The sequence below is a fragment of the Burkholderia sp. GbtcB21 genome, assembly GCF_019091065.1.
GTDB lineage: Bacteria > Pseudomonadota > Gammaproteobacteria > Burkholderiales > Burkholderiaceae > Burkholderia > Burkholderia pyrrocinia_C.
The window spans coordinates 434758-460619 of the sequence record NZ_JAGXKA010000004.1; the positions used below are offsets into that span (position 1 = coordinate 434758).

Annotated in this window: 23 protein-coding genes and 2 pseudogenes; 20 read left to right on the top strand and 5 right to left on the bottom strand. The window is 66.4% G+C overall.

What is annotated here, in order from left to right:
- Positions 1–41 precede the first annotated feature (41 nt).
- Positions 42–863 (bottom strand): alpha/beta fold hydrolase, encoded by an 822-nt coding sequence (locus tag KVT39_RS12885; RefSeq protein WP_034184366.1) that lies wholly within the window; start codon positions 861–863, stop codon positions 42–44.
- Positions 864–1418: 555 nt separating this feature from the next.
- Here KVT39_RS12885 and KVT39_RS12890 point away from each other — a divergent pair.
- Positions 1419–1844, top strand: a complete 426-nt coding sequence (locus KVT39_RS12890; RefSeq protein WP_217589236.1) for a DUF3331 domain-containing protein — start codon at positions 1419–1421, stop codon at positions 1842–1844.
- A 71-nt stretch (positions 1845–1915) separates the two neighbouring features.
- Positions 1916–2737 (top strand): alpha/beta fold hydrolase, encoded by an 822-nt coding sequence (locus tag KVT39_RS12895; protein ID WP_105392450.1) that lies wholly within the window; start codon positions 1916–1918, stop codon positions 2735–2737.
- Positions 2738–2786: 49 nt separating this feature from the next.
- Here the strand turns inward: KVT39_RS12895 and KVT39_RS12900 are convergent, their stop codons facing one another.
- Positions 2787–3428, bottom strand: coding sequence for an HD domain-containing protein (locus tag KVT39_RS12900; protein ID WP_034184363.1), 642 nt, complete (start codon positions 3426–3428; stop codon positions 2787–2789).
- Between the two features lie 505 nt (positions 3429–3933).
- Here KVT39_RS12900 and KVT39_RS12905 point away from each other — a divergent pair.
- Both KVT39_RS12905 and KVT39_RS12910 read left to right on the top strand, forming a co-directional pair.
- On the top strand, positions 3934–5727 hold the full coding sequence (locus KVT39_RS12905; RefSeq protein WP_217589237.1) for a winged helix-turn-helix domain-containing protein: 1794 nt from the start codon (positions 3934–3936) through the stop codon (positions 5725–5727).
- Positions 5728–6086: 359 nt separating this feature from the next.
- Positions 6087–7550, top strand: a complete 1464-nt coding sequence (locus tag KVT39_RS12910) for a mechanosensitive ion channel family protein (protein WP_034184361.1) — start codon at positions 6087–6089, stop codon at positions 7548–7550.
- Between the two features lie 64 nt (positions 7551–7614).
- On the opposite strand, the gene KVT39_RS12915 is transcribed toward KVT39_RS12910, so the two are convergent.
- Together KVT39_RS12915 and KVT39_RS12920 are read right to left on the bottom strand one after the other, a co-directional pair.
- The gene (locus KVT39_RS12915; protein WP_105392453.1) at positions 7615–8523 is read right to left on the bottom strand and encodes a LysR family transcriptional regulator; all 909 of its coding nucleotides are present in this window, start codon (positions 8521–8523) and stop codon (positions 7615–7617) included.
- A gap of 331 nt (positions 8524–8854) precedes the next feature.
- On the bottom strand, positions 8855–9121 hold the full coding sequence (locus KVT39_RS12920; RefSeq protein WP_034184359.1) for a XapX domain-containing protein: 267 nt from the start codon (positions 9119–9121) through the stop codon (positions 8855–8857).
- 310 nt (positions 9122–9431) lie between these two features.
- On the opposite strand from KVT39_RS12920, the gene KVT39_RS12925 reads away from it, so the two are divergent.
- The 11 genes and pseudogenes from KVT39_RS12925 to hutC all read left to right on the top strand — a co-directional run bounded on the left by KVT39_RS12925 (position 9432) and on the right by hutC (position 19258).
- Positions 9432–10118 carry a hydrolase gene (locus tag KVT39_RS12925; protein WP_034183344.1) on the top strand — a complete coding sequence of 229 codons (687 nt, stop codon included), beginning with the start codon at positions 9432–9434 and terminating at the stop codon, positions 10116–10118.
- Between the two features lie 169 nt (positions 10119–10287).
- Positions 10288–10455, top strand: coding sequence for a DUF1427 family protein (locus KVT39_RS12930; RefSeq protein ID WP_175747820.1), 168 nt, complete (start codon positions 10288–10290; stop codon positions 10453–10455).
- Positions 10456–10474: 19 nt separating this feature from the next.
- Positions 10475–12364 (top strand): amidohydrolase, encoded by a 1890-nt coding sequence (locus KVT39_RS12935; protein ID WP_105392455.1) that lies wholly within the window; start codon positions 10475–10477, stop codon positions 12362–12364.
- Position 12365: 1 nt separating this feature from the next.
- Positions 12366–12812, top strand: coding sequence for a DoxX family protein (locus tag KVT39_RS12940; RefSeq protein WP_175747818.1), 447 nt, complete (start codon positions 12366–12368; stop codon positions 12810–12812).
- Positions 12813–12884: 72 nt separating this feature from the next.
- Positions 12885–13180: pseudogene (locus KVT39_RS12945) on the top strand (glyoxalase); the annotation flags it as partial.
- A 473-nt stretch (positions 13181–13653) separates the two neighbouring features.
- The gene (locus KVT39_RS12950) at positions 13654–14514 is read left to right on the top strand and encodes a transporter substrate-binding domain-containing protein (protein WP_131945674.1); all 861 of its coding nucleotides are present in this window, start codon (positions 13654–13656) and stop codon (positions 14512–14514) included.
- A gap of 107 nt (positions 14515–14621) precedes the next feature.
- The gene (locus KVT39_RS12955; protein WP_105392458.1) at positions 14622–15344 is read left to right on the top strand and encodes an ABC transporter permease; all 723 of its coding nucleotides are present in this window, start codon (positions 14622–14624) and stop codon (positions 15342–15344) included.
- Between the two features lie 12 nt (positions 15345–15356).
- Positions 15357–16103, top strand: a complete 747-nt coding sequence (locus KVT39_RS12960) for an ABC transporter permease (RefSeq protein WP_175747814.1) — start codon at positions 15357–15359, stop codon at positions 16101–16103.
- Between the two features lie 27 nt (positions 16104–16130).
- Complete coding sequence (locus KVT39_RS12965; protein ID WP_034184353.1) at positions 16131–16922, top strand: ABC transporter ATP-binding protein; 792 nt, start codon at positions 16131–16133, stop codon at positions 16920–16922.
- Positions 16923–16929: 7 nt separating this feature from the next.
- Positions 16930–18423, top strand: coding sequence for a histidine ammonia-lyase (gene hutH, locus KVT39_RS12970; RefSeq protein WP_034184352.1), 1494 nt, complete (start codon positions 16930–16932; stop codon positions 18421–18423).
- Positions 18424–18493: 70 nt separating this feature from the next.
- A complete protein-coding gene (gene hutC / locus KVT39_RS12975) occupies positions 18494–19258 on the top strand; it encodes a histidine utilization repressor (RefSeq protein WP_217589238.1) in 765 nt (254 codons plus the stop codon).
- A 10-nt stretch (positions 19259–19268) separates the two neighbouring features.
- Here the strand turns inward: hutC and KVT39_RS38660 are convergent.
- Positions 19269–19385, bottom strand: a pseudogene (locus KVT39_RS38660) (integrase core domain-containing protein); the annotation flags it as partial.
- A 504-nt stretch (positions 19386–19889) separates the two neighbouring features.
- Between KVT39_RS38660 and KVT39_RS12985 the strand changes: the two are divergent.
- The 5 genes from KVT39_RS12985 (at position 19890) to KVT39_RS13005 (ending at position 25798) form a co-directional block, all read left to right on the top strand.
- Positions 19890–20981 carry a triacylglycerol lipase gene (locus KVT39_RS12985; RefSeq protein WP_217589239.1) on the top strand — a complete coding sequence of 364 codons (1092 nt, stop codon included), beginning with the start codon at positions 19890–19892 and terminating at the stop codon, positions 20979–20981.
- Positions 20982–20984: 3 nt separating this feature from the next.
- Positions 20985–22034 (top strand): lipase secretion chaperone, encoded by a 1050-nt coding sequence (locus tag KVT39_RS12990; protein ID WP_217589240.1) that lies wholly within the window; start codon positions 20985–20987, stop codon positions 22032–22034.
- A 461-nt stretch (positions 22035–22495) separates the two neighbouring features.
- Positions 22496–23980 (top strand): MFS transporter, encoded by a 1485-nt coding sequence (locus KVT39_RS12995; protein ID WP_217589241.1) that lies wholly within the window; start codon positions 22496–22498, stop codon positions 23978–23980.
- Positions 23981–23989: 9 nt separating this feature from the next.
- Entirely contained in the window at positions 23990–24577 is a 588-nt protein-coding gene (locus tag KVT39_RS13000) for a hydrolase (protein WP_034184348.1), read from the top strand.
- Positions 24578–24634: 57 nt separating this feature from the next.
- Complete coding sequence (locus KVT39_RS13005) at positions 24635–25798, top strand: zinc-binding alcohol dehydrogenase family protein (RefSeq protein ID WP_217589243.1); 1164 nt, start codon at positions 24635–24637, stop codon at positions 25796–25798.
- Positions 25799–25862: the final 64 nt, after the last annotated feature.

Genomic DNA, 25862 nt, shown 5'->3' on the forward strand with positions numbered 1-25862 from the left:
GGCCTGAAGGCCTTCAGGCCGGGCGCGCCGTGCCGCAATGCTTACGCCTTCAGGAACGCGAGCAGTTCGGCATTGATCCGGTCGGCGTTGACGACGCACATCCCGTGCGCGCCGCCGGGGATCACCTTGAGTTGCGCGTGCTTCACGATCTTCGCGGACAGGCGGGCCGAATCGTCGATCGGCACGATCTGGTCGTCGTCGCCGTGCAGGATCAGCGTCGGGACGTCGATCTTCTTCAGGTCCTCGGTGTAGTCGACCTCGGAGAATTCCTTGACGCACAGATACTGGCCATAGACGCCGCCCATCATGCCCTGCGCCCAGAACGCGTCGATCGTGCCCTGCGACACCTTGGCATCCGGACGGTTGAAGCCGAAGAACGGCACGGCGAGATCCTTGTAGAACTGCGAACGGTTCTCGGCGACGTTCTTGCGGATCCCGTCGAATACGTCCATCGGCAGGCCGCCGGGATTGGACGCCGATTTCACCATCTGCGGCGGCACGGCGCCGATCAGCACGGCCTTCGACACGCGCTTCGTGCCGTGGCGCCCGATGTAGTGCGCGACTTCGCCGCCGCCGGTGGAATGGCCGACGAGCGTGGCTTCGCGCAGGTCGAGCGCATCCATCAGCGCCGCCAGATCGTCGGCATACGTGTCCATGTCGTTGCCGTGCGACGGCTGGCTCGAGCGGCCGTGACCGCGGCGATCGTGCGCAATCACGCGATAGCCGTGCTGCACCAGGAACAGCATCTGCGGGTCCCACGCGTCGGCGCACAGCGGCCAGCCGTGCGAGAAGACGACCGGGCGGCCGCTGCCCCAGTCCTTGAAGTAAATCTGCGTACCGTCTTTGGTGGTGATCGTGTTCATCGGATGAGCTCCTTGATGGGCGGAAGCGGCGTGTTTGGGGGCGGCAGCTGCGGCGGCCGCCGGCAGCGCGGCGGCTGCAACGGCGGTCGCGCCGGCAAGCAGCATGTCTCGGCGACGCGCCGAGGGAACGGCGTCGATGTCTGCTGAACGCATTGGGACTCCTTGAACGTGCGGTGGAACGATGCCGCGTTGGATGGATGGTTCGGACCTGCCCGCATGCGGCAATCGCGCCGGCAGCCGGCGTGCGTTCGCGGTCGCGGGCCGGCAGGCGCGCGAAGGCTGCGAACCAACGCCGACAGGAGCCTATCGCGGGGTCATGCAACCTGTACTGAAATCGCGCTGAATTTTCATGAAGGCGGTCGCGGCGCACGCCGCGCGCCGCGACCGGCCAGAAAAATTAAGCGCGGAATCAAGACTCTTCAGCGGCGGCTCGTTATCGTCAGCATCAGGTCATCCCGTCGCGGATCTTGCCAGTTCGTGCCGGCGGATGACGACCGCAATGCGGGCGGGTGCGAACCATCCGCGCCCCGTTGCCACTTGCCTGGGTACGCCGCCATGGACGAATTCAATCGCTGGGAGCACGTGATGACGCTGCTCGACCCGTCGCCGGCCGCGAGCCGCTGTGCGCCGTCGCATCTTCGCGACCCGGACGCCGCGCGCTGCCGCCATCGCGACGATGCGTGGCCCGCGTCGAGCGGCGGCGTGCGCCGCCGTTGCGCGATCGTCGCCGCCGAGCGGCAGACCGATTCGTCGGTGCTGATATCGTGGAGCGATCCGACGCGCTGCCGCTACGACGAGCAGCGCTGGATCAGCGCGAAGTCCCGCGCCCTCGGCCGCTGCGCGCTGACCGGCATCACGATTCATACCGGCGATGCGATCTACAAGCCGCAATGGCGCGGAGCGAAGCGACCCGCAAACTACCGCGAGGTGATCCTCGCGTCCGAACTGGAGCGGTTCATCGTCAGGCTGTCCCGTTCATGACACGGGACGGTGCGCGCAGTCCGTCGGCCATCGCTGGCGGCCGCTGCATTTTCACCGCTAAGGAAAACTTCATGAGCACGTTCACGACACGCGACGGCGTTTCGATCCACTACAAGGACTGGGGCGCAGGGCGCCCGGTCGTGTTCATTCACGGCTGGCCGTTGAATGCGGACATGTGGGACGTCCAGATGCATCATCTCGCATCGCACGGTTTTCGCTGCATCGCCTACGACCGGCGCGGCTTCGGCCGATCCGGCCAGCCGTGGACGGGGTACGACTACGACACGCTGGCGGACGATCTCGCGACGCTGATCGAGACGCTCGCGCTGCGCGACGTGACGCTCGTCGGTTTTTCGATGGGCGGCGGCGAAGTGGCGCGCTACATCGGCCGGCACGGCACGCGACACATCGCGAAGGCCGTGCTGATGGGGTCGGTGACGCCGCTGGTCGCGCGACGCGACGACCATCCGGACGGCGTCGACGTGGCCGTGTTCGACGGTATTCGCGCGGGCATCGTGGCCGACCGCGCGGCATTCTTCGAGCAATTCTGGCCGCTGTTCACCGGTTCGAACCGGGCCGCTTCGACGATCTCGCGCGCCGCGCTCGACTGGACCTCGTTCATGGCGCTGCAGGCCGGATTGAAGGGCACGCTCGATTGCGTCGGCGCGTTCTCCGAAACCGATTTCAGGGCGGATCTCGACAAGTTCGACGTGCCGACGCTCGTGATTCACGGCGACGACGACCAGACGGTGCCGCTCGCGCTCACGGGCGCGGCCACGGCAAAGCGCATGCCGCACGCGACGCTGAGCGTCTACGAGGGCGGGCCGCACGCGCTGTATCTGACGCATGCGCAACGATTGAACGACGAACTGCTGGCGTTCGCCCGCGCATGACACGGCCGCGGCCATGACGTGGCGGAGCGGGCCTGGCCGACCGGACGGCTCACTCCGTCCATTTCGACCCGAGCACCAGGCCGCAGAAATTCGTACGACGATAGTCCGGGTCGCAACGCTCGAGCACGTCGGCGCCGACGTTGCCGAACGCAGTGGCAGGGCGATGCGCGGTGCCCGCGGCGAGTGCCTCGAGGAACAGCTCCTTGAAACCCGGGCCGCGCGGCCACGCGTTCAGGATCTCGTCGCGTTCGGATCGGCACACGTCGTCGAAATGACGCGCAAAGAGATCCGTCTCGATACCCGCGCCGAGCAACGCCGTCAACGGCGTCATGTACGGTTGAATGCCGAAGGCCGTGTGCAGCGCGATCGCACGCCAGACCTCCTCCGCATCGTCGGCGGCGACGCCGTATCCGCCGAGGAACGCGTGTGCGGCATTCGCGCCGTCGATTTCGAAGCGCCGGCGCGAATGCCGGTAGCGCTCCGTCAGCCCGAAGTGATGGAACAGCGCGGCGACGTACAGCAGCTCGGCGTCGAACGCGATGCCGCGACGCAGGCCGATGATCGACGCAAACGCGAACACGCGCATCGCGTGCCGGAACAGGAGTTCCGGTGCGCCGGCGCGCACGGTCGCGGCGGCCTCCCGTGCGATCGGGCCGTCGGGAATCCGGATGCCGGCGATACGGTTGCCCATGGTCGTGTTCCTCGCGGCGTGACGGCGGTCGCTCGACGCTGGCGCCATCGAACCATCGTCGCGCGCCGCGCCGCTGAATGTCCTGAGCGGCGCCTGAATCGTTCTGAACGGAAAATCCGACCGGTTCTCACGCCCGGAATCGATTTTGCTGCGCTTCGCACGTCGCTTTTACCTGGTTTTTTTCGCAAGTCATGCGAACTGCGATTTCAATTAACGGGATCACGAAATTGATTTCGGCATATCGGCCGTTTTATCCTGCGAAACTGGTTCACGGGTGAACGAATGTTTCACACATTGAAAATGCAGGATGCCGTGGTGCGTCGCGCCGGGCGGGACACGGCGCATGCCGGGGCGTCGCGGCGATCGTGGTTCTCGTCGATTCAAAAATTTTGCTCTTCCTGTTCTGATAATTTGAATCATTTCGCGACGCAAATGCCGTAGCATGGCGTCGAACCGGTGTCATTTCTGACAGGGCATCAATGAAAGAAATCGATTAAGAATTCCCATGATCAGGATTGGAACGCTTCACGTTTTTCTCGACAAGCGTGAAATTCGCTCGAACGGCAAACTGCTGCGCATCGGCAGCCGCGCATTCGAAATTCTCGAACTCCTGATTCGGGCGAACGGCGCATTGGTGTCGAAAGACGAGATCATGCAGCGCGTGTGGCCGCACACGATCGTGGAGGAAAACAACCTGCAGGTGCATATTGCCGCGCTGCGCAAGGCGCTGGCCGGCGACCGGAACCTGATCGTCACGGTGCCGGGGCGCGGCTATCGGCTGGTCGGCGCCCAGGCCGAAGGCGTGGCGTCCGTGCGTCCCGCGGCGTCGCGGCTGACCGCCGCGCCGACCGCGCTCATCGGCCGCGAGCAGACCGTCGCCGACGTCCTCGCGGCGCTCGACACCGCGCGCGTCGTGACGCTGGTCGGGGCAGGCGGCATCGGCAAGACGCGGGTCGCGCTCGAAGCGGCCATGCGGGCCGAGGCGAGCTTTCCGGATGGTGCCGCGTTCGTGTCGCTGGCCACGGTTGCGTGTCCGCAATTCGTGCCCGCCGCGCTGGCCGGTGCGTTCGGCATTGTGCAGCCGGCCGGGTCGCTGACGCTCGAAGCGGTGCTGGCCAGCGTGGCGAACCGCCGGATGCTGCTGGTGCTCGACAATTGCGAACATCTGCTCGACGCCGCCGCGCAGATCGCGACTGCATTGACCGAGTCGGACACCGGATTGTGCGTCCTCGCGACCAGCCGCGAGGCGCTGCGTATCCAGGGCGAGCGGCTGTGTCCGGTTCCGCCGCTCGATGTGCCCGGCGAAGGCGCCGACGATGCCGAGATCCTGCGCGCAAGCGCGGTGCAACTGTTCTCGGCGCGCGTGTGCGCCTCCGATCCCCGCTTTCCGCTCGACGGACGCAGTGTGTCGCTGATGGCGTCGGTGTGCCGGCGCCTCGACGGTCTCCCGCTCGCGATCGAACTGGCAGCGGCGCGAGCGGCCGTGCTCGGCATCGATATGCTGGCCGCGCATCTCGACGATCATTTCAGGTTGCTGACCGGCGGTTTTCGGACGGCCTTGCCGCGTCATCAGACGCTGCAGGCGATGTACGACTGGAGCTACCGCCTGCTCGGGGACGCGGAGCGCCTGTTGTTGCGGTGGCTCGGCGTGTTCCGCGACAGCTTCTCGATCGACGCGGTGCGGGAGATCGTCGGCCCGAAGGGGCTGGCCGATGCGGACCTGCTCGACACGATCGCCGGCCTCGTGTCGAAGTCGCTGCTGAGCCTCGAGAGCGCGCACGGCGCGCCGCGCTACCGGCTGCTGACCACGACGCGCGCGTATGCGCTGCAGCAGCTCGCGAACAACGGCGAATGCGCGGCCGCGGCACTCGCGCATGCGAACTACTTCCATCGGTTGTTCAGGCTTGCGCCCGGTGGCGACGACGGGCCGCGGGCCGAATCGCGGCTCGACGTGATCCGGCGCGAACTCGGCAATCTGCGCGCGGCGCTCGACTGGGCGTTTTCGCCGAACGGCGATGCGGAGGTCGGCATCGCGCTGGCGGCTGTCGCGGTCCCGTGCCTGTTCGACCTGTCGCTGGTGGACGAATGTCGCGAACGGGCGCGCGCGGCGCTCGATGCCATGCGGAATATGGACGAGACCCGGGCGCGCGAGGATGCGCGCGTGCGCCTGCTGGCCGCCTATGCCGCCGCGCTCGCCCATACGTCGGGGGCGACGCAGGTCGTGCACGACGCCTGGTCCGAACTGCACGCGCTCGGGGTCGACGCGGACGAGGCCGGGTTGCCGGCGCGCGAACCGTAACGGCGCGCGCCGCTGCCGAATTCAGAACGTTTCAGCCTGAACTCAGGACTTGGCCGGCCGGTGCGTCTACATTGCATGCATGGAGACCGTCGGCGATTCGCGGGCGGGCAGCAGACCGGCTCGCACCGCCGCTCGTCGATATCCCGACGCCACTGAATGCCAGCGTGGGGCGGCGTCGGCACGTGTCGTGCCGCGGCGACTTCGCGCGTCATCGAACGACTACCGCATGAAACCTGTCCCGTCCGACCTTTCACGCCACGATTCGCTGCCGGCGGCCGCTCGCCGGATCGGGTAGCGCGAGCCATGCGATCGCACGGGTTCCCCGCCAATCGCAACGCGCGCACGCGGCCCATTCCAGCATGCTGAACCTGTCCGTCACGGTCGCCTACGGCGCGCCGATCGTCGTTGCCGACCTCGTTGCGTGGCGGTTGCTCGGGCCTGGCCGTTCGACGGCGAAAGCGGTCTGGCGCTGCGCGTCGTTCGCCGCGCTGACCTATGTGTTGTTCGCCACCGGCGTGAGCCCGCTCGCGGTGCCACCGTCGCCCGACCGGTTCGACCGGCTTGCGATCCAGGCGATCGGCGTCGCATGGTGGCTGCAGTGCGCGCTGGTGTTCAGCCTGATGCTCGACCATTTGCTGCTGCCGCGCGCGTGGCGCAACCAGCGGCTGTTTCACGACATCGCCGCGGGCGCCGTGTTCGGTGCGGCCGCGGTAGCTGCGCTGGGCTACGTACTGGGCCTGCCGCTGAGCGGCCTGGTCGCGACCTCGGGCGCCGTGGCCGTGATCCTCGGCCTGGCCGTCCAGAACACGCTGAACGACGTGTTCTCGGGCCTCGTGCTGAATACCACCCAGCCGTTTCGCCTGGGCGATACGGTGGCCATCGGCGAACTGGAAGGGCGGATAGTCGAAAGCAACTGGCGCGCGACAAAGATGATCAACAGCCTCGGCAACCTGGTCGTCGTGCCGAACAGCACGGCGGCGAAGGCGACGATCGTCAACCTGAGCGAACCCGCGAGCGTGCACGGCGTGACATTGACGATCGAGATCGATCCGGCAGTGCGGCCGGCCGTCGTCGTCGATGCGCTCGACCGCGCTGCGGCCAGTTCGCTGGATGTGCTGGCCAGTCCCGCGCCGATCTCGGTCGTCAAGGCCTTCAGGACCAATTCCGTCGAATACGAACTCGTCTGCTACGTCGACGCGCTGCAAAAAAAGGTGGCGGTGCGTAACCGGCTCTACGATCTGGCGCACCGGCATCTCGCCGCCGCGGACATCGCGCTGCGCCCGCTCGGCGGGACGGCCGCGGCGCACCGGCCGGCTTCGAGCGGTCAACGGCTGCTGCGCGCGGTCGAACTCTTCAGGCAACTCGACGACGAGGATCTGGCGGTGCTGGCCGATGCGCTGGCATCGCGCGTGTTCCACAAAGGGGACGTGATCTACGCGTCGAATTCCGATACGCGCCTGCTGACGATCGTCGGGTCCGGTGTCGCGTCGGTGTTCGTGCCGGGCGCGACCGGCGACATCGAGGTCAGGCGGATGGTGCCCGGCGATGCGATCGGCCAGTCCGTCGTGCTCGCCGGCACGCAACTTCATGCCAGTGTCTACGCAGTGACGGCCGTGACGGCCTATCAGTTGAGCAGCCGCGACCTGTCGCCGCTGCTCGCGAGGAAACCCGAACTCGGACGGTTGATGTGCGAATCCCTCAACGAACACATCGCGACCGAGGAGAGGATGATGATCCCGCCGGCCGCAACCGCGCATGCGTCGTTCAACCTGATCGAATGGCTCGAGAAGGAGATGAAGCGCCTTCACGATTCGTTCGGCTGACGCGCCGGTGGCGGGAGATCGCGGGAACAGGCCGATCGAGCGGTGCGGCCGGCGTGCGGCGGAATCAGGCGAGCGCGGTGAACCGGTCGACGAGATCGGGGTGGTCGAGCTGCTCGACCCACCAGTGCAGCGCGCGTCCGGCTTCGTCGCCGCGCCACGCGATATAGCACTGTGTCGTGTCGCGCATGCCGGTCACCTGGCGTGCGACGAGCTTGCCCTGCGCGATCGCGCGTGCCGCGACGCAATCCGGCAGCGTGCCCACCGCGAGTCCTTCGCACTGCGCGGCCAGTTTTGCGGCGAGCGTGGGGACCGCGAGATACGGCTGCCCGGCATCGACGTTGACCGAGCGCGGCTGCAGTTCGCGCGAGGTATCGCTGATGACGGCGCCGCGATACTCGACGACCGACGCCATCGACAGCGGTTCGGGCAGCGCCGCGAGCGGATGGGTGGGGGCAACGGCGAACACGTGCCTGAGCGTGCCGATCGGCCGCGCGACGATGTTCGGCAGCTCCGGCGGCTCGCCCACCGCGCCGACGACGAGATCCGCGCGGCGCGAAATCAGCGCATCCCAGGTGCCGCCGAGCACTTCAGTGGACAGGCGCAGCCGCGTGTTCATCTCGAGTCCGTAGAACGTATGCACGTACGGCCACAACGCGTCGAACGGCAGGATCTCGTCGATACAGATGCGAACCTCGGTTTCCCAGCCTTGCTGTGCACGCAGTGCCTTGAGTTCGAGCTGTTGGGCGGCATGCAGCAGCCGGCGGCCCTCTTCGACGACCACGCGGCCCGCGTGCGTGAGCTTCGCACGGCGCCCGCTGCGGTCGAACAGTGCGACGTCGAGGTCGCTTTCGAGCTTTTGTACGAGATAGGTCAGCGCAGACGGTACGCGGTGCAGGAGCTCCGCGGCTTCGGCGAACGTGCCGGTGCGATCGATCGCGTCCAGTGCTTCGAGCGCTTCGAATGACAGCTTCATAGTGAATTCCACGCGTGCGTCGGGCTGTCATGTTATCGCCAAGCGCTGCAGAGTCCAATACGAACCGGAACAAATTATCCGGAGGCCGGAGCCGGAGCGCCATCCTGTTCCGGGCAAGATTGCGTCGCGCGATTGCAGCGTCCGATCGGTATTGGCGATGTGCGCCGTTTCCGGAGCGTCAGCGCACGGGGAAGTCGTGCCGGCTGGGCCCGGGTTTCGCGGGCGTTTCGCGTTCCGGCTTGCTCGCGTGCCGCGGGCGTCGGGAGATTGGCTGACCCGCCGATCGGCATCCCCGAACCTGGTCAATCAACGCGTATCACGACGGCGTCGATTAACGTTTCTTCGCGGCAGCATCGGATGCCTGGGCGCCGGGCAGGGAGCCGAACATGTGCTGGCTGCACTTCGCCTCGCTCCACGCGGTTCTCAGATGAATCCCGGCCAGCATCCGCCGTGCGATCGGCAGGATCTGTTCGCCGGCAAGGATGCCCAGCAGGCCGGCCAGTGCGATCGTCGGCGGAGCGGGCGATTGCACGCCGATCAGGAAGTAGACAACGCCGGCGAGAATCCCGGCAAGCAGCGATGAAATATACGGCTTCATGATTCGGCTATAAGTGAATGACAACCGTGTGAAAAATACGGATAACTACTGATCCGCGGACGATCCTGTATTTATTCGATAGCGTAGCAGGTCTTTTTTGATGTGATCATTCAATTCGGTGGTTTTAAGATCTTTTAAGGCCTGGTTTTAGGGATTTTATTAATCAATTTGATTAAGTGGCGTTACCATGAAATCGCGTGTTGAATGACACCGGCTGGCAGGTGAACCTGCCGGCACAGCGTATTGGGCGCCCCCGGCTTGCCGGCGAGGCAGACCCTCTTTTTTCTCCGCGTCAAAGGACATGACCGCCATGAGCAATCCGAAACTTGAAGTACTGACTCCGCAGAACAGCCAGCTGATCTTCATCGACCAGCAGCCGCAGATGGCGTTCGGCGTGCAGTCGATCGATCGTCAGGCGCTGAAGAACAACGTCGTCGGGCTCGCGAAGGCCGCGAAGGTGTTCAACATCCCGACCACGATCACGACGGTGGAATCCGACAGCTTCTCGGGCCACACCTATCCCGAGCTGCTCGACGTGTTCCCGAACCAGAAGACGCTCGAACGCACGTCGATGAACTCGTGGGACGACCAGAAGGTGCGCGACGCGCTGGCCGCGAACGGCCGCAAGAAGGTGGTCGTGTCGGGCCTGTGGACGGAGGTCTGCAATACGACGTTCGCGCTGTGCGCGATGCTCGAAGGCGACTACGAAATCTACATGGTCGCCGACGCATCGGGCGGCACGTCGCAGGCTGCGCACGACTTCGCGATGCAGCGGATGGTGCAGGCGGGCGTGGTGCCGGTCACGTGGCAGCAGGTGCTGCTCGAGTGGCAGCGCGACTGGGCGCGCCGCGAGAGCTACGACGCGGTGATGGCGATCGCGAAGGAGCACTCGGGCGCGTACGGGATGGGCGTCGATTACGCGTACACGATGGTCCACAAGGCGGCAGAGCGTACGCTGACGCCGCACGAGTCGATCCCGCCCGTGCCGGCGAAGTAACCGCAGGCAGTCGCGACTGTCGATGCTGATGCGGCGTGTTTCGTGCGAACACGCGGCATCGGCAATATGAAATCGCGGGCGGCGTACGTGGTCGATTCACGGATGCCGCCCGCAGCGTGTTTGCCAGGACGTACGACCTGCATTCCAACCTGTCCGAGAAATTGATCGTATGGAACCTTATCTGGTTTCCCTTGGTGCGGGCTTGCTGATCGGTGTCATTTACAGCGCAATCAAGGTGCGCTCGCCGGCACCGCCGCTGATTGCGCTTGTCGGGTTGCTCGGCATGTTGATCGGCGTGCAGGCCATCCCCACCGTCAAACAGCTTTTTGGCTTCTGATCGAAACGAGGTGACGTATATGACCGCAACCGAGTCCCAACCGGATCTGATCCTTCACAACGGAAGGTTCACGACCCTCGACCGCGCAAACCCCACCGCGACGGCGGTGGCGATAGCCGCCGGCCGCTTCGTTGCGGTCGGCAATGAAGCGGATGTCATGCGGCTCGCCGGGCGCGCGACGAAGGTCGTCGACCTCGAAGGCCGCGCCGTGCTGCCGGGCCTGATCGACAACCACTGCCACGTGATTCGCGGTGGCCTGAACTACAACATGGAACTGCGCTGGGACGGTGTGCCGTCGCTCGCAGTCGCGATGGACATGCTCAAGCGGCAGGTCGCGATCACGCCCGCGCCGCAATGGGTGCGCGTGGTCGGCGGCTTCACCGAGCACCAGTTTGCCGAGAAGCGCCTGCCGACGATCGACGAGCTCAACGCCGCCGCGCCCGACACGCCGGTGTTCATCCTGCACCTGTACGACCGTGCGCTGCTGAACGCGGCCGCGCTGCGCGTGGTCGGCTACACGAAGGACACGCCGGAGCCGCCGGGCGGCACGATCCTGCGCGACGCCGCGGGCAACCCGACCGGGCTGCTGCTCGCGAACCCGAACGCGACGATTCTCTACGCGACGCTCGCGAAGGGGCCGAAGCTGCCGTTCGAATACCAGTACAACTCGACGCGCCACTTCATGCGCGAACTGAACCGTCTCGGCGTGACAGGCGTGATCGATGCGGGCGGCGGTTCGCAGAATTATCCCGACGATTACGAAGTGATCCGCAAGCTGCACGACGCGGGCGAGATGACGATCCGGATCGCGTACAACCTGTTCACGCAGAAGCCGAACGCCGAGAAGGAAGACTTCGTGAACTGGACCAAGAGCGTCAAGTATCACGACGGCACCGACTATTTCCGCAACAACGGCGCGGGCGAGATGCTGGTGTTTTCGGCAGCGGATTTCGAGGACTTCCGCGTTGCACGCCCGGACCTGCCGGCGCAGATGGAAGACGATCTCGAAGGCGTCGTGCGCGTGCTCGCACAGAATCGCTGGCCGTGGCGCATGCATGCGACCTACGACGAAACGATCAGCCGCGCGCTCGACGTGTTCGAGAAGGTCAACAAGGACATTCCGCTCGACGGCCTGAACTGGTTCTTCGATCACGCGGAAACCATTACCGAAAAATCGATGGATCGAATCGCGGCGCTGGGCGGCGGCATCGCGGTGCAGCACCGGATGGCGTACCAGGGCGAATACTTCGTCGAGCGTTATGGCGCACAAGCAGCCGAGGCGACGCCGCCCGTCGCGAAGATGCTCTCGAAGGGCATCAAGGTGTCGGCCGGCACCGACGCGACGCGTGTTGCCTCGTATAACCCGTGGGTGTCGCTTGCATGGCTCGTGACGGGCAAGACGGTCGGCGGCTTGCGGATGTATCCGCAGCGCAACCTGCTCGATCGCGAAACCGCGCTTCGCATGTGGACCGAGTACGTGACCTGGTTCTCGAACGAGGAAGGGAAGAAAGGGCGTGTAGCGGTCGGGCAGCTCGCCGACCTGGTGGTCCCGGATCGCGATTTCTTCGCATGCGCGGAGGACGATATCGCGGGCACGACTGCGTTGCTGACGGTGGTCGGCGGCAAGATCGTATGGGGCGCGGGGCCGTTCGCGTCGCACGATGCGCCGATTCCGCCCGCGATGCCGGACTGGTCGCCGGTGCGCGAGTACGGCGGCTACGGCGGCTGGGGCGCGACGCAGCGCAACGGCGCACCGCTGCAGCGTGCGGCGGCCGCTGCGATGTGCGGCTGCGCGAGTGCATGCAACGTGCACGCGCATGCGCACGCGAGCGCGTGGGGCAGTGCATTGCCGACGTCGGACGCGAAGGGCTTCTGGGGCGCGTTCGGTTGTTCCTGCTGGGCGATCTGACATGTCGACGACAACCGGCCGGTACAGCCCCGGGTGGATTCGCGTCCTGCTGGCGCAGCCGTGGGTCGGCGCGCTGGTGCGACTTGCGCTGGTTTCCGCCTTTCTGATCGGAGGCGTCGACAAGGCGCTGCACTTCGACGATGCGATCGCGGAGCAGGCGCATTTCGGCCTGCACCCGCCCGCGTTCTGGGCTGCACTGGCGGTTGTGGTCGAGATCGGCGGTTCGCTGTGCGTGGTATTTCGCCGGTTCACCTGGATTGGCGCGGGTGGACTCGGCGTGCTGACCGTCGTCGCGATGCTGGTGGCGAACGACTTCTGGAACAAGGCGGGCGTGGCGCGCTTCATGGCGCTCAACAGCTTCTTCGAGCACCTGGGGCTGATCGCCGCGCTCGTCCTCGTCACCATGCTTGGCGATGTTCAACGCGGGGAAGGGGACGGTCGCGCCTGATCTTTTTTTCGGCGTATTGAAGCAGGAAGAAAATTCAATCTTGGGGCCCGTTCGCGCAGCATTGCTTGGCTGATGCTGGCGGACGGCTTCATTGCCGCTCCAGATCCGTTCGCAACGCCTCCCGGACCCGCCGCTACGCTTGCACGTGCGCTCGCGGCAGGTCTGCAATACGACACGACGCTCGTGTCCGTCGCCCCCGGCGATTTCAACCGTTTCACCGACAGCTTTGTCGCGAGGTCTGGCGGCAGCAAGTCGAAGCAGGTGTCTTCCAGGTGACGCCGACACCCGGTCGGCCCCTGTCTCAGCTCGTCCTTACGCCGTCCGGCGCGATTTCCTCGTTCTGCTTCAAGACACCGATCCGCTGGCCGCCCGCAGCGGCACGCACGGACGATCGTCGACATGTTCCCCGATCCGATCGGTCGCGCTCGCGTCGACTTCCTGAGAACGCGAACGCGCGGCCATGCCAGGCGCGCGCGATGTCGAAGCATGACCCGGAATACTCGATCGAGCCTCGCCGGTAAATCCAATCCGCAGACCTTATGCCGGTCAGTCCGACCTGCCTGTCTCCGCGTGTCGAATGGTCGGCATCCAGGCGATCGAATTCAAAATTTGTCTAGTCATCCTTGGGATTTGTCCAAGTCCGTTGCACCAAATCCGTGCCCGGATTCCCCGCAATGAGGCGCGCTGGAGCCCTGTATTTAGGGGATTTCCCGCGTTTACGCGGTTTTTTTTGATCAGCGCTTGTCCCGTGGTTTTTATTCTTGCATGCTTGTATAGACAAATTCCTGAGGCGACTTGCATGACCGAGGGGATGTCGAACTTCAACGCAAGGAGAAATCTCGTGAACGGCAAGCGCATCAAGTGGGCAATCAGGACGATCGGCGTCATCGCGGCTGCAGCGGCAACGCTTGCCGCGCCGGTTCAGGCAAAGGAATGGAAGACGGTGACGGTGGCGCTCGAAGGCGGCTACGCACCGTGGAACCTCACGCTGCCGGGCGGCAAGCTCGGCGGCTTCGAACCGGAACTGCTCGCCAACGTGTGCGGCCGGATCAAGGTCCAGTGCAACATGGTCGCGCAGGACTGGGACGGGATGATTCCCGGCCTGCAGGCCGGCAAGTTCGATGTCCTGATGGATGCGATCTCGATCACGCCGGAGCGCGAGAAGATCCTGCTGTTCTCGCGCCCCTATGCGGCCACGCCGGCGACGTTCGCCGTCACCGACACGAAGATCCTGCCGAAGGCCGCGGCCGGCGCGCCGGCCGTCAAGCTGACCGGCGACGCGAACGCCGACAAGCCGACCGTCGACGCGCTGCGCAAGCAGTTGAAGGGCAAGACGATCGGCATCCAGTCGGGCACCGTCTATACGAAATTCATCAACGACAGCTTCAAGGACATCGCGTCGATCCGCGTGTACAAGACCTCGCCCGAGCGCGATCTCGACCTCGTCGCCGGGCGCATCGATGCGTCGTTCGACGACGTCACGTACTACGCGGCGAACATCGAGAAGAAGGAAAACGCGTCGATCGTGCTCGCGGGCCCGAAGCTCGGCGGGCCGATCTGGGGGCCGGGCGAAGGTCTCGCGTTCCGCAAGCAGGATGCCGACCTGAAGACCAAGTTCGATGCGGCGATCGGTGCTGCGCTCGCGGACGGCACCGTGAAGAAGCTTGCCGACAAGTGGTTCAAGACCGACGTCACGCCGTAAGCGCGCGTTCGGCCGCCGCCGCGTAGTTGACGTCACGACGCAACGACACGGCGACGCGCGGCGGCGCGCATCCTGCAGATTCACTCAACGCATGCCGGGAGACACGCATGGCGATTCTTGAAATGCTCGGCTTCGGAACCGAAGGCTGGGGCGGCGTGCTGCTGCTTGCCGCACTGATGACGGTCGCGCTGACGCTCGCCGCGCTCGCGGTCGGCGCGGTGATCGGCGCCGCGATCGCGGCCGCGAAACTGTCGCGCCACCGCAGCGCACGCCTGCTCGGCGATCTCTACACGACGGTGTTTCGCGGCGTGCCCGAACTGCTCGTCATCTACCTGTTCTATTTCGGCGGCTCGACGCTCGTCACGACCATCGGCCAGTGGTTCGGCGCGGAAGGCTTCATCGGCGTGCCGCCGTTCGTGATCGGCGCGCTGGCGGTCGGGATGATCTCGGGCGCGTATCAGGCGGAGGTCTACCGCGCGGCCGTGCTGGCCGTGTCGAAGGGCGAGCTCGAAGCGGCGCGCTCGGTCGGCATGTCGAGCGGCATGGTGCTGCGCCGCATCCTGATTCCGCAGGTGCTGCGCTTCGCGCTGCCCGGCATCGGCAACGTGTGGCAACTGAGCCTGAAGGACTCCGCATTGATCTCGGTCACCGGGCTCGCCGAGCTGCTGCGCACGAGCCAGATCGCCGCGAACTCGACGCACCAGTACTTCGTGTTCTTCGTCGCGGGCGGCGCGCTGTACCTCGTGATGACGGGCCTGTCGAACCGCGTGTTCAACCGGGCGGAAGCGATCGTCGGCCGCTCGTTCCGCCGCAATTTCGCGCGCAACTGACGGAGGGCACGCATGTCCATCGATTTCGACTTCCTCATCGACACGCTGCGCCAGCTGCTCGCGGCCGTGCCGACCACGCTCGGCCTGTTCTTCGCGTCGCTCGTGCTCGGCGGCCTGCTGTCGCTCGTGATCGTCACGATGCGCGTGTCGCCGCGCTGGCTGCCGAACCGCTTCGCGCGCGCGTACATCCTGGTGTTTCGCGGTTCGCCGCTGCTGATCCAGATGTTCCTCGTGTACTACGGGCTCGGCCAGTTCGGCGTGATTCGCGAGAGCTTCGTGTGGCCGCTGCTGCGCGAACCGTATGTGTGCGCGGTGCTGTCGCTGGCGTTGTGCACGGCCGGCTATACGGCCGAGATCGTGCGCGGCGGGCTGATGGCCGTGCCGGTCGGGCAGATCGAGGCCGGTTATTCGATCGGCCTGTCGGGCTTCGCGCTGCTGCGGCGCGTGATCGGCCCGATTGCGCTGCGCCAGTGCCTGCCCGCGTATTCGACCGAAGCCGTGCTGCTCGTCAAGTCGACCGCGCTGGCCAGCCTCGTCACGGTGTGGGAAGTGACGGGCGTCGCGCAGCAGATCATCCAGCAGACCTACCGCACGACCGAGGTGTTCGTGTGCGCGGCCCTCATCTACCTCGGCCTGAACTTCATCGTCGTACGCGTGCTAGGCGCGCTCGAATGGCGGCTGTCGGCCCACCTGCGCGCGCCGAAGCCGGCCGGCGTGCCCGCCGCGGCGGCACGCAATGCCCGGCGCGTCGCGCCCTGAGCGTATCCATCCTTCCCGGAGAATCCGATGAACACCGCTGCTCCCGTTGCCCTGTCGGTCAGGAACATCCACAAGTCGTTCGGCGATCACCATGTGCTGAAGGGCATTTCGCTCGATGCGCACGAGGGCGACGTCATCTCGATCCTCGGCGCCAGCGGCTCGGGCAAGAGCACGTTCCTGCGCTGCCTGAACCTGCTCGAGACGCCCGACGACGGCACCGTCGCGCTCGCCGGCGAGGAACTGAAGATGAAGCGCACGCGCGACGGCAAGCTGCATCCGGGCGACCGGCGTCAGGTCGACCGGATCCGTTCGCAGCTCGGCATGGTGTTCCAGAACTTCAACCTGTGGTCGCACATGACGGTGCTCGACAACCTCGTCGAAGGCCCGTTGCGCGTGCAGAAGCGCAGCCGCGCGGAAGCGGTCGAGGAAGCCGAGGCGCTGCTCGCGCGCGTCGGCCTCGCGGACAAGCGCGGCTATTATCCGGCGCACCTGTCGGGCGGCCAGCAGCAGCGCGTCGCGATCGCCCGTGCGCTCGCGATGCATCCGAAGGTGATGCTGTTCGACGAACCGACGTCGGCGCTCGATCCGGAACTGGTCGGCGAGGTGCTGCGCGTGATGCGCTCGCTCGCGGAGGAAGGGCGCACGATGCTGGTCGTCACGCACGAGATGGGTTTTGCACGGCACGTGTCGAACCGCGTGATGTTCCTGCATCAGGGCGAAGTCGATTCGGACGGCACGCCCGGCGATCTGTTCGGCGGCCAGTGCTCGGAGCGCTTCCGGCAGTTCGTGTCGAGCCATCACGACCGTTCCGCGAACTGAGGCTGCCATGACCGTATTCCGTTCGGCAAAACCGCTCGACTGGCGGCAGGTCGCGGCAGTGGCAGCCGGCGAGCCGCTCGCGCTGGCCGACGACGCGCGCGTACGCGTCGTCGCGGCCCGTGAGCTCGTCGACGAAATCGTCGCGCGCGGCATCCGCGCGTATGGCGTCAATACGGGCGTCGGCGCGCTGTGCGACGTGATCGTGTCGCCGGCGCAGCAGAGCACGCTGTCGCGCAACATCCTGATGAGCCACGCCGTCGGCGTGGGCGCACCGCTCGGTGCGGCGGAAACGCGCGCGATCGTCGCGGCGGCGATCAACAACTACGCGCACGGGCATTCGGGCGTGCGTGCCGACGTCGTCGACCAGCTCGTCGCGTTGCTGGAACACGATTGCCTGCCTGAGGTGCCGGCGCACGGCTCGGTCGGTTATCTGACCCATATGGCGCACGTCGCGCTCGTCTGCATCGGTCATGGCCATGCGCGCCACCGCGGCGAGCGGATTCGCGGCGACGAGGCGTTGCGCCGCATCGGCCGCGAGCCGCTCGTGCTCGGCGCGAAGGAAGGGCTGAGTCTCGTCAACGGCACGCCGTGCGTGACGGGGCTGGCCGCGCTCGCGCTCGCGCGCGCGGAGCGGCTGCTCGACTGGGCCGACTGGGTGGCGGCGACGAGCTTCGAGAACCTCGGCGGGCAGCTCGCCGCCTTCGATCCGGCGTCGCTTGCGTTGCGGATTTCGCCCGGCATCGGGCACGTCGGCGCGCGGTTGCGTGCGCTGCTCGCCGACAGCGGGATGCTCGCCGCGGCAAGCGGCCGGCATACGCAGGATCCGCTCAGCCTGCGCACGATTCCGCACGTGCACGGCGCGGCGCGCGACGTGTTCGACGTGACGGCGGAGGTGGTCGATCGCGAACTGGCGTCGGTGACCGACAATCCGATCGTGGCCGGCACGCGCGACGCGCCGACCGTCCATTCGCAGGCGCATGCGGTCGGCGCGGGCATCGCGCTGGCGATGGACAGCCTCGCGGCGGCGATGGCCCAGGTCGCGGCAATCGCCGAACGGCGTCTCGACCGGCTCGTCAATCCGCTCGTGAGCGGGCTGCCGGCGTTTCTCGCCACGCCGGGCGGCACCTGTTCGGGCTTCATGATCGCGCAGTACACGGCGGTCGCGCTCGTCGCGCAGAACCAGCGGCTCGCGGCGCCGGCGAGCCTCGACGGCGGCATCACGTCGGGCCTGCAGGAAGATCATCTGTGCCATGCGACGCCGGCGGCGCTGAAAGCGCTCGACATCATCGAGAACACGACGCGCGTGCTGGCGATCGAACTGCTGGCCGCCGCACAGGCCTACGATCTGCAGGCGGACGGCGCATCGCGGGCCGCACCCACCGACGCGCTGTGGCGGCATGTGCGCGAACGCGTGCCGGTGTACCGGGACGACCGGCCGCTCGCGGACGACATCGCGATCGCCGCCGGCATCGTCGCGAGCGTGCCGCCGCCCGTGATGTAACGGCCGGAGGCCGGCCGCCGAGCGACGCGACGGACGGCGGACGATCCATCATTCATTCGATCGAGGGCGCATGAACGAAACGCAACGACAACTTGCCGGCCGGATGGGGGGCGCACCGGGCGCACCGGGTGGCGACGTGCCGGCGCGCGCATTGCCGGCCTACCAGCAGATCAAGCGCTACGTCGTCGAGCGGATCGCGAACGGCGACTGGAAGCCCGGCGGCGCGATTCCGACCGAGGCCGAACTGGTCAAGGAATTCGGCGTCGCGCGGATGACGGTGTCGCGCGCACTGCGCGAGCTGACCGCCGAGCGGGTGCTGACGCGCATCCAGGGCGCCGGCACGTTCGTCGAACGGCGGCATTACGAATCGACGGTGCTGGAAATCCGCAACATCGCGGACGAGATCGCGGAGCGCGGCCATCGGCACAGCGCGCGCGTATTGCTGCTCGAAAGCAGCGACGATCAGGAGGCGGTCGAAGCGCTCGGGCTGCGTTCGGGGCCCGTGTTCCATTCGCACATCGTGCATTACGAGGAAGGCGAGCCGATTCAGTTCGAGGATCGCTACGTCAATCCGGCGCTGTTTCCCGCGTATCTGGAACAGGACTTCACGGTCGAGACGCCGAATCACTACATGGTGCGGCTCGCGCCGATCCAGCGCGCGGAGTTCCGGATCTACGCGGAAAAACCCAATGCGCAGGTGCGCCGGCATCTCGTGATGGAAATCGGCGAGCCGTGTCTGTTGTTGAGCCGCCGCACGTGGGTCGGCGAGCACATCGCGACGTCGGTGCGGTTGTGGCATCCGGCGTCGCGGTTTCATCTGGCGGGGCGGGTGTAGGGGGGCTTGATTCATCCCGGAACTTGCCGTTGAAGCTTTCTTCTGCGTCGGCGCCGTTCTGCCAGGGCTTGCCGGGCTCGTCGAGCGCCATCTCCACGCCGTTGTGCGCGGCCCGCTTCAGCGCACGCTCCGCCAGCATCCTCTTCCGCCGCGCGTTCTTCTGCTCGAGTTGCCCGAGTTGCCCGAGTTGCTCGAGCCGCTTGACGCCGGCCGCCGCCAGGCCGCCGACATGCTGCCGCCAGTTCCGAACATTCCAGCGCAAGTCACCCGGGCGCGATTGATTTCGTGCGCGTCCGCGCAAAGCCGCAACGGCCGGGATCGCAAGACATCGAGGAAGAACGCCGGATTTAGCGGTTGACGCACCCGTTGTCAACTGACTGGAGGGCCCTGTCTAACCGTCTGCGCAGTCTTGTCGAACGTGATTCACTTCGCCTGCTGGTGCGAAAACGTTCGTTTGTGTTCGTTTTTATTCGTTTTCGGGCATCGGTGTGTGTCGTGCCAAGCCGTCGAGGCCGGTACGGCCGACATCCCGCGCGCGGGCGACGCTGCAGTGCCGGAAGCGTCGCTGCATCAGCGATTCTCGCGTCCTCATCCTCAAGCAACTGACATGCACGTAAAAATGGAGAGCAAGATGAGCAGATCGATACGAGCGAAGACAGCGGCGGCCGTGGTCGCATTCGCAATGAGCGCGGCACCCGCCGCTAGTGTTGGAACCTTTCTGTCGCTGGCCGGCGCGCAGGCCGCTTCCGCCGCGACGACCGCCGTCGACGATTATGCGGCGACCAGGTACCCGATCATTCTCGTGCACGGGCTGACCGGCACCGACAAGTACGGCGGCCTCGTCGAGTACTGGTATCACGTTCCGGCGGACCTGCAGGCGCATGGCGCGAAGGTGTACGTTGCGAATCTGTCCGGCTATCAGAGCGACGATGGTCCGAACGGGCGCGGCGAGCAATTGCTTGCATACGTGAAGCAGGTGCTGGCGGCGACGGGCGCGCAGAAAGTGAATCTGATCGGCCATAGCCAGGGCGGCTTGTCGTCGCGCTACGTTGCATCCGTCGCGCCGGAGCTGGTCGCATCGGTGACGACGATCAGCACGCCGCACTGGGGTTCGCAATTCGCGGACTTCGTCCAGCAGCTGTTGCAGGCGGACCCGACCGGCTTGTCGTCCGCCGTGCTCAGCGCGTTCGCGAATGCGCTCGGCACGTTGACGAGCAGCAACTTCAATACGAACCAGAATGCGATCCAGGCGCTGTCGGTGCTGACGACGGCGAAGGCCGCCGAATACAACCAGAAATTTCCGAGCGCGGGTCTCGGTGCGCCGGGCTCGTGTCGTGCGGGCGCGTCGACCGAGACGGTCAGCGGCAATACGCACCTGCTTTATTCGTGGGGCGGCACGGCGATCCAGCCGACGACGACGGTGGCCGGCGTGACGGGTGCCGTCGATACGAGCGTGAGCGGGGCCACCGATCCGGCGAACGTGCTCAATCCGGCAACGCTGGCGCTGCTCGGCAGCGGCACGGTGATGATCAATCGCGGCTCCGGTCCGAACGACGGCGTCGTGTCGCAATGCAGCGCGCTGTTTGGCCAGGTGCTTGGTACGTATCACTGGAATCACACCGATGCGATCAACCAGATTCTCGGCGTGCACGGCGCGAATGTGGAGGATCCGGTGGCGGCGATCCGCACGCACGCGAACCGGCTGAAAACGCAAGGCGTGTAATCGATGACAGGTAGCAAGAGCGGCATTGCGCGACGCATCGTGCTTTACGGGGTAGCGGGCGTCGTTGCGGCCGGCGCAGCCTGGTACGGGATCGACGCTCGGAAGACGCGCGACGCCGGCGTGTCCGGTGTCGCGCCTGCCGGGGCCATGTTGTCCGCGTCCGCGGCGGCAGGCGGCACGGCGGCGAGCCCCGTGCCCGGTTTCGGCGCAAGCGGGCTGCCCCCGGCACTCGCCGGATCGACTGCGCCGCGCCTGCCGCTCGATGCGCACGGCCATCTCGCAAAGGTCGTGGCCGTGCGCGGCTTCTTCGACTATTTCCTGACCGCGCAAAACCAGGTGCGCGCCGCGGAACTCGATGCGCTCGTCGCGCGCGTGATTGCCGCGCAGCTCGACGGTACGGTTGCGCAACGCGAGGCGCTCGAGGTCTGGCAGCGCTACCGCGCGTATTTCGCCGAACTCGCGAAGCTGCCGGGCGGCGGCGCGGTGGACGACAAGCTCGACCTCCCGGCATTGCAGCTCGCACTCGACCGGCGCGCGACGATCGCGAGCCGCACGCTTGGCGACTGGAGCGAGCCGTTCTTCGGCGCGGAGCAGCAGTTGCAGCGTGACGATCTCGCGCGATTGAAGATCATCCGCGATCCGTCGCTGACCGAAGACCAGAAGGCGGCGGGTCTTGCCGCGCTCGATCAGCAACTGCCGCCCGATCGGCGCGCCGAGCTGGAGCAACAAAAGGAGCAGAACAACGCGATCGCGCAGATCGACAAAGTGCAGAAATCAAACGCGACGCCCGATGAAATGCGCGCGCAGCTCGCGCAAACGCTCGGGCCGGAGGCTGCCGAGCGAGCCGCGAAGATGCAGCAGGCGGACAACGCGTGGCATGCGAAGTACAGCGAATATGCGGCACAGCGCGCGCAGATCGATGCGCAGAACCTGTCGACACAGGATCGCGATGCGCAGATCGAGCAGCTGCGGCAGCGCTACTTTACGGAGCCGGGGGAGGCGCTGCGTGCGGCGTCGCTCGATCGCGGCAGCGCGTCGACGCGCACGCAATAGATCCAGGCGCGATCGAGCGGATCGTCGTGTATCGCGCGATTTCCGCAACGCGTCGCCGATAACGGTCGACAGCGCGTGGTTGATCGGTGCTTCAGCGCGGTCAGGACGAGCTGCAATGCAGAACCGTCATGCCGGTCTAGAGCCCTCGCTCTGAATCCCCATTGCACCGCCGCATAAAACAGCCGTCGGCCGGTTGAGGCATACGGCGCAAATAATTTCGTAGGCACTCCGCAAGATCCGCCGCGCTCCCGGGATGCGCCCGTCCGGCAAGGGACGCGGTTTGTTTGCCGATGTCATTCCAGGTTTGCCGGGGCCGCTTTCGCGCATCCGGCTCGCGATCTGCATTCAAGCGACGAATGTGTGCATCGCAACAATCCATTTCATTCACGGCAATCGTAACGGTAAGGTGAACGCACGTTCGAATTTGATCGGGCGATGCGAATTCACCACGTGACGATGCCATGAAGACGAACCACGATCGACCTGCGCAAGCAACACCTTCGTCCCCCGGCGGCAATGCGCGCGCGACGGGCCTGCGCCTGCCGGGCAGGCTGGTGGGCCCGATCGTGCTCGGCACGCTACTCAACGCGCTGAACTCGTCGATGATCGCGGTCGCGCTCGTCAGCATCCAGCAGGCGTTCAACCCGCAGGGCGCCGCGCATGAACGCATCGACACGATGTGGCTCGTGTCGGGCCTTTATCTCGCGACAGCCGTCGGCCAGCCGACGATGGGGCGGCTCGCCGACCGGTTCGGCGCGAAGCGGATCTTCTGCATCGGCCTCACGATCGTCTTGATCGCGTCCGCGCTCGCGCCGTTCGCGCCGTCGCTCGGGTGGTTGATCGCGTCACGCATCGCGCTCGGCATCGGCACGTCCGCCGCGTATCCTGCCGGCATGGCGATGATCCGCACGTGGTCGCAGCGGCATGCGAACGGCGCGACGCCGACGGGCGGCCTCGGCGCGATCTCGGTCGCGGCGCAGGTGGCCGTCGCGTTCGGGCCGCCGCTCGGCGGCGCGCTCGTGCAGTTCGCCGGCTGGCGTGCGATCTTCTGGATCAACGTGCCGATCGTGCTGCTGGCCTTCGTGCTCGCGTGGCTGTGGATTCCGGCCGACGTCGTTCCGCGCGGCGCGCAGCAACGCCGCACGCTGCGGGGCACGCTGATGGAGCTGGACCTGCCGGGCGTCGCGCTGTTCATCCTGACGCTCACGAGCCTGCTGCTGTTCCTGCAATCGGTGTCGCGCGAGCCCGACTGGCTGCTGCTCGTCGCGACGCTGGTGCTGTGCCCGTTGCTGGTCCGGCGCGAGCGGCTGGCCGCAACGCCGCTGATCGACATCCGCATGCTGAGCGACAACCGTGCGCTCACGAGCACGTACCTGCGCTGCGTCGGCACCTACGCGGTGTTCTACGCGATCTTCTATGCGCTGCCGATATGGCTGCAGGAGGCCAAGCGCCTGTCCGCCGCCGACGCCGGCCTCGTGATGCTGCCGATCGCCGCGGTCGGCACGGTGGCGACGATGCTTGCGACCCGCGTCGCGCACCGTCACGGCTCGCGGCCGGTGCTGATCATCGGCTCCGCGATGCTGTGCATCGGCAGCGTCGTGATGAGCATGCTCACCAGCGCGATGCCGGTCTGGTCGATCGTGCTGCTGTCGATCGTGTTCGGCGTGCCGAACGGCTTCAACAATCTCGGCAACCAGGCGGCGCTCTACCAGAGCGCGCCGCACGACCGGATCGGCACGGCCTCGGGGCTGTACCGCACCGCGCAGTACGTCGGCGGCAGCCTGTCGTTTGCGCTCGTTGGGCTGGCGCTCGGTCATCCGGCGAGCGATCGCGGCCTGCGCGAGCTGGCCATCGTCCTGGCGGTCGTCAGCGTGCTGCTGCTGCTCAACGCGGCATCGAGCCGGCACCTGGATGCCGCCGCTTCTTCCATCTCCCAACAGAAGTGAGGTTTCTACATGTCCATTCCGACGCTCAATCGCACGGTCGCGCTGGTCGCGATCGATCTGCAGAACGGCATCGTGTCGCTGCCGGTCGTGCCCTACACCGGCGCGCAGGTCGTGGCGAAGACGGCCGAGCTCGCGACCGCGTTCCGCGCGCTGCAGCTGCCCGTCATCTACGTGCACACGAGCTACCAGCCGGACGGCGGCGTGGCGCTGAAGGTCAGGACGGATGCGCCGTCGGCGCCGCCGAATCTCGATCCGGAATGGAGCGCGTTCGCGCCGGCGCTCGGCGTGGGGCCGTCGGACCTCGTCGTGACGAAGCACCAGTGGGGCGCGTTCACCGGCACCGATCTCGACGTGCAGCTGCGCCGGCGCGGCATCACGGACATCGTGCTGACCGGAATCGCGACCAACATCGGCGTCGAATCGACGGCGCGCCAGGCATACGAGAACAACTACAACGTCGTCGTCGTCAGCGACGCGGTCAGCACATCGTCCGCCGACGCGCAGCACTTCGCGCTGACGCAGATCTTCCCGAAGCTCGGGCAGGTCGCCGCGACGGCCGACGTGGAGGCGGCACTGGAGCAGGCGTATTCGCGCTGAACGAGGCGGCGGGTTCGGCGTGCACATTCATACAGAGTCATTTAACGAGGCATGACGATGATCAAGACCGATGCATGGGTTCTCTACGCAGGACCGGAACCGAACAGGAAGCAGGCGCCCGTGGCGGGCGAGCTGCGTCGCGAAACCTTCGAATTCTCCGATCTGGAGGCCGACGAGGTGCTGGTCGAGCCGCTGTACGGATCGTGGGAAGCGAACCTCGACCACGCGCTGTCGCGCAATCCGGTCGACATCTGCCGGCAGCGCCGCGAGGACAAGATCGTGCTCGGCAACGGTGCGCTGGTGCGCATAGTCGAGCGCGGCAGCGGCGTGAAGACGCTGAAGGAAGGCGAGATCTGCATGGTGATGCCGTTCGGCAAGCGCGACGAATACGGATTCGCCGAGCTCGTCTATGCGTACGACGCGCCGGGCACGATCGGCGTGATGGCGCAGCGGACCAAGATGCGCGCCGACAACCTCGTGGCGGTGCCGACGGACAGCCGGCATTCGCTGCTGCAATGGGCGACGTACGGCCGCTACTTCACCGCGTGGGACAACTGGAAGGTGGCGTCGGCGTGCTGGCGCTCGCAGCTGCCGGACGTCGATCCGGCCGACTACCTGGTGTTCGGCTGGGGCGGCGGCACGACGCTCGCCGAACTGCAACTCGCGAAGCGCGAGGGTTTTCGCGTCGCGATGACGGCGAGCAACGACCGGCGCCTCGAGGAACTCGCGAAGCTCGGCATCACGCCGGTCGATCGCCGCAAGTTCCCGAATCTCGCGTATGACGACGAGCGCTACAAGACCGATCCCGAGTACCAGGCGAGCTATCGCGAGTCGGAGCGCGTGTTCGCGGAGACGATCGCGGAACTGAGCGGCGGCCGCGGCGTCGCGATCTTCCTCGACAACCTCGGCGGCGCACTGTATCGCGCGACGATGCGCGTGGTCGGCCGCACCGGCATCGTCACGACGGTCGGCTGGAAGACGGGGATGCGCCTGTGGAACCTGCGCGCGACGGAATGCATCAACCGCCGCCTGCACATCCACACGCATGCGTGGCGCTATGACGACAGCATCACGATCCGCGACTTCCAGGAAACGAGCGGCTGGATCGGCCAGGAGCCGACCGAGATCTTCGATTTCGACGAGGTGCCGAAGCTCGCGTCCGACTACCTGAACGGGAAGATCCAGACGTATTTCCCGATCTACCGGATCAACGCCGTCTGAGCGGCAGGTCGCGCGCCGCGCCCGCATCGCTGCACGACGCTTAGTCATGCAGACGATGTCGGTG

What these genes read in the sequence shown, in the direction of transcription:
- KVT39_RS13005 (WP_217589243.1), top strand. Translation starts at nt 24,635, where the DNA reads ATGATCAAGACCGATGCATGGGTTCTCTACGCAGGACCGGAACCGAAC.
- KVT39_RS13000 (WP_034184348.1), top strand. Translation starts at nt 23,990, where the DNA reads ATGTCCATTCCGACGCTCAATCGCACGGTCGCGCTGGTCGCGATCGAT.
- KVT39_RS12885 (WP_034184366.1), bottom strand. Translation starts at nt 863, where the DNA reads ATGAACACGATCACCACCAAAGACGGTACGCAGATTTACTTCAAGGAC.
- KVT39_RS12960 (WP_175747814.1), top strand. Translation starts at nt 15,357, where the DNA reads ATGTCCATCGATTTCGACTTCCTCATCGACACGCTGCGCCAGCTGCTC.
- KVT39_RS12910 (WP_034184361.1), top strand. Translation starts at nt 6,087, where the DNA reads ATGCTGAACCTGTCCGTCACGGTCGCCTACGGCGCGCCGATCGTCGTT.
- hutC (WP_217589238.1), top strand. Translation starts at nt 18,494, where the DNA reads ATGAACGAAACGCAACGACAACTTGCCGGCCGGATGGGGGGCGCACCG.
- KVT39_RS12925 (WP_034183344.1), top strand. Translation starts at nt 9,432, where the DNA reads ATGAGCAATCCGAAACTTGAAGTACTGACTCCGCAGAACAGCCAGCTG.
- KVT39_RS12920 (WP_034184359.1), bottom strand. Translation starts at nt 9,121, where the DNA reads ATGAAGCCGTATATTTCATCGCTGCTTGCCGGGATTCTCGCCGGCGTT.
- KVT39_RS12890 (WP_217589236.1), top strand. Translation starts at nt 1,419, where the DNA reads ATGGACGAATTCAATCGCTGGGAGCACGTGATGACGCTGCTCGACCCG.
- KVT39_RS12915 (WP_105392453.1), bottom strand. Translation starts at nt 8,523, where the DNA reads ATGAAGCTGTCATTCGAAGCGCTCGAAGCACTGGACGCGATCGATCGC.
- KVT39_RS12965 (WP_034184353.1), top strand. Translation starts at nt 16,131, where the DNA reads ATGAACACCGCTGCTCCCGTTGCCCTGTCGGTCAGGAACATCCACAAG.
- KVT39_RS12895 (WP_105392450.1), top strand. Translation starts at nt 1,916, where the DNA reads ATGAGCACGTTCACGACACGCGACGGCGTTTCGATCCACTACAAGGAC.
- KVT39_RS12905 (WP_217589237.1), top strand. Translation starts at nt 3,934, where the DNA reads ATGATCAGGATTGGAACGCTTCACGTTTTTCTCGACAAGCGTGAAATT.
- KVT39_RS12990 (WP_217589240.1), top strand. Translation starts at nt 20,985, where the DNA reads ATGACAGGTAGCAAGAGCGGCATTGCGCGACGCATCGTGCTTTACGGG.
- KVT39_RS12955 (WP_105392458.1), top strand. Translation starts at nt 14,622, where the DNA reads ATGGCGATTCTTGAAATGCTCGGCTTCGGAACCGAAGGCTGGGGCGGC.
- KVT39_RS12930 (WP_175747820.1), top strand. Translation starts at nt 10,288, where the DNA reads ATGGAACCTTATCTGGTTTCCCTTGGTGCGGGCTTGCTGATCGGTGTC.
- KVT39_RS12995 (WP_217589241.1), top strand. Translation starts at nt 22,496, where the DNA reads ATGAAGACGAACCACGATCGACCTGCGCAAGCAACACCTTCGTCCCCC.
- KVT39_RS12935 (WP_105392455.1), top strand. Translation starts at nt 10,475, where the DNA reads ATGACCGCAACCGAGTCCCAACCGGATCTGATCCTTCACAACGGAAGG.
- KVT39_RS12900 (WP_034184363.1), bottom strand. Translation starts at nt 3,428, where the DNA reads ATGGGCAACCGTATCGCCGGCATCCGGATTCCCGACGGCCCGATCGCA.
- KVT39_RS12985 (WP_217589239.1), top strand. Translation starts at nt 19,890, where the DNA reads ATGAGCAGATCGATACGAGCGAAGACAGCGGCGGCCGTGGTCGCATTC.
- KVT39_RS12940 (WP_175747818.1), top strand. Translation starts at nt 12,366, where the DNA reads ATGTCGACGACAACCGGCCGGTACAGCCCCGGGTGGATTCGCGTCCTG.
- hutH (WP_034184352.1), top strand. Translation starts at nt 16,930, where the DNA reads ATGACCGTATTCCGTTCGGCAAAACCGCTCGACTGGCGGCAGGTCGCG.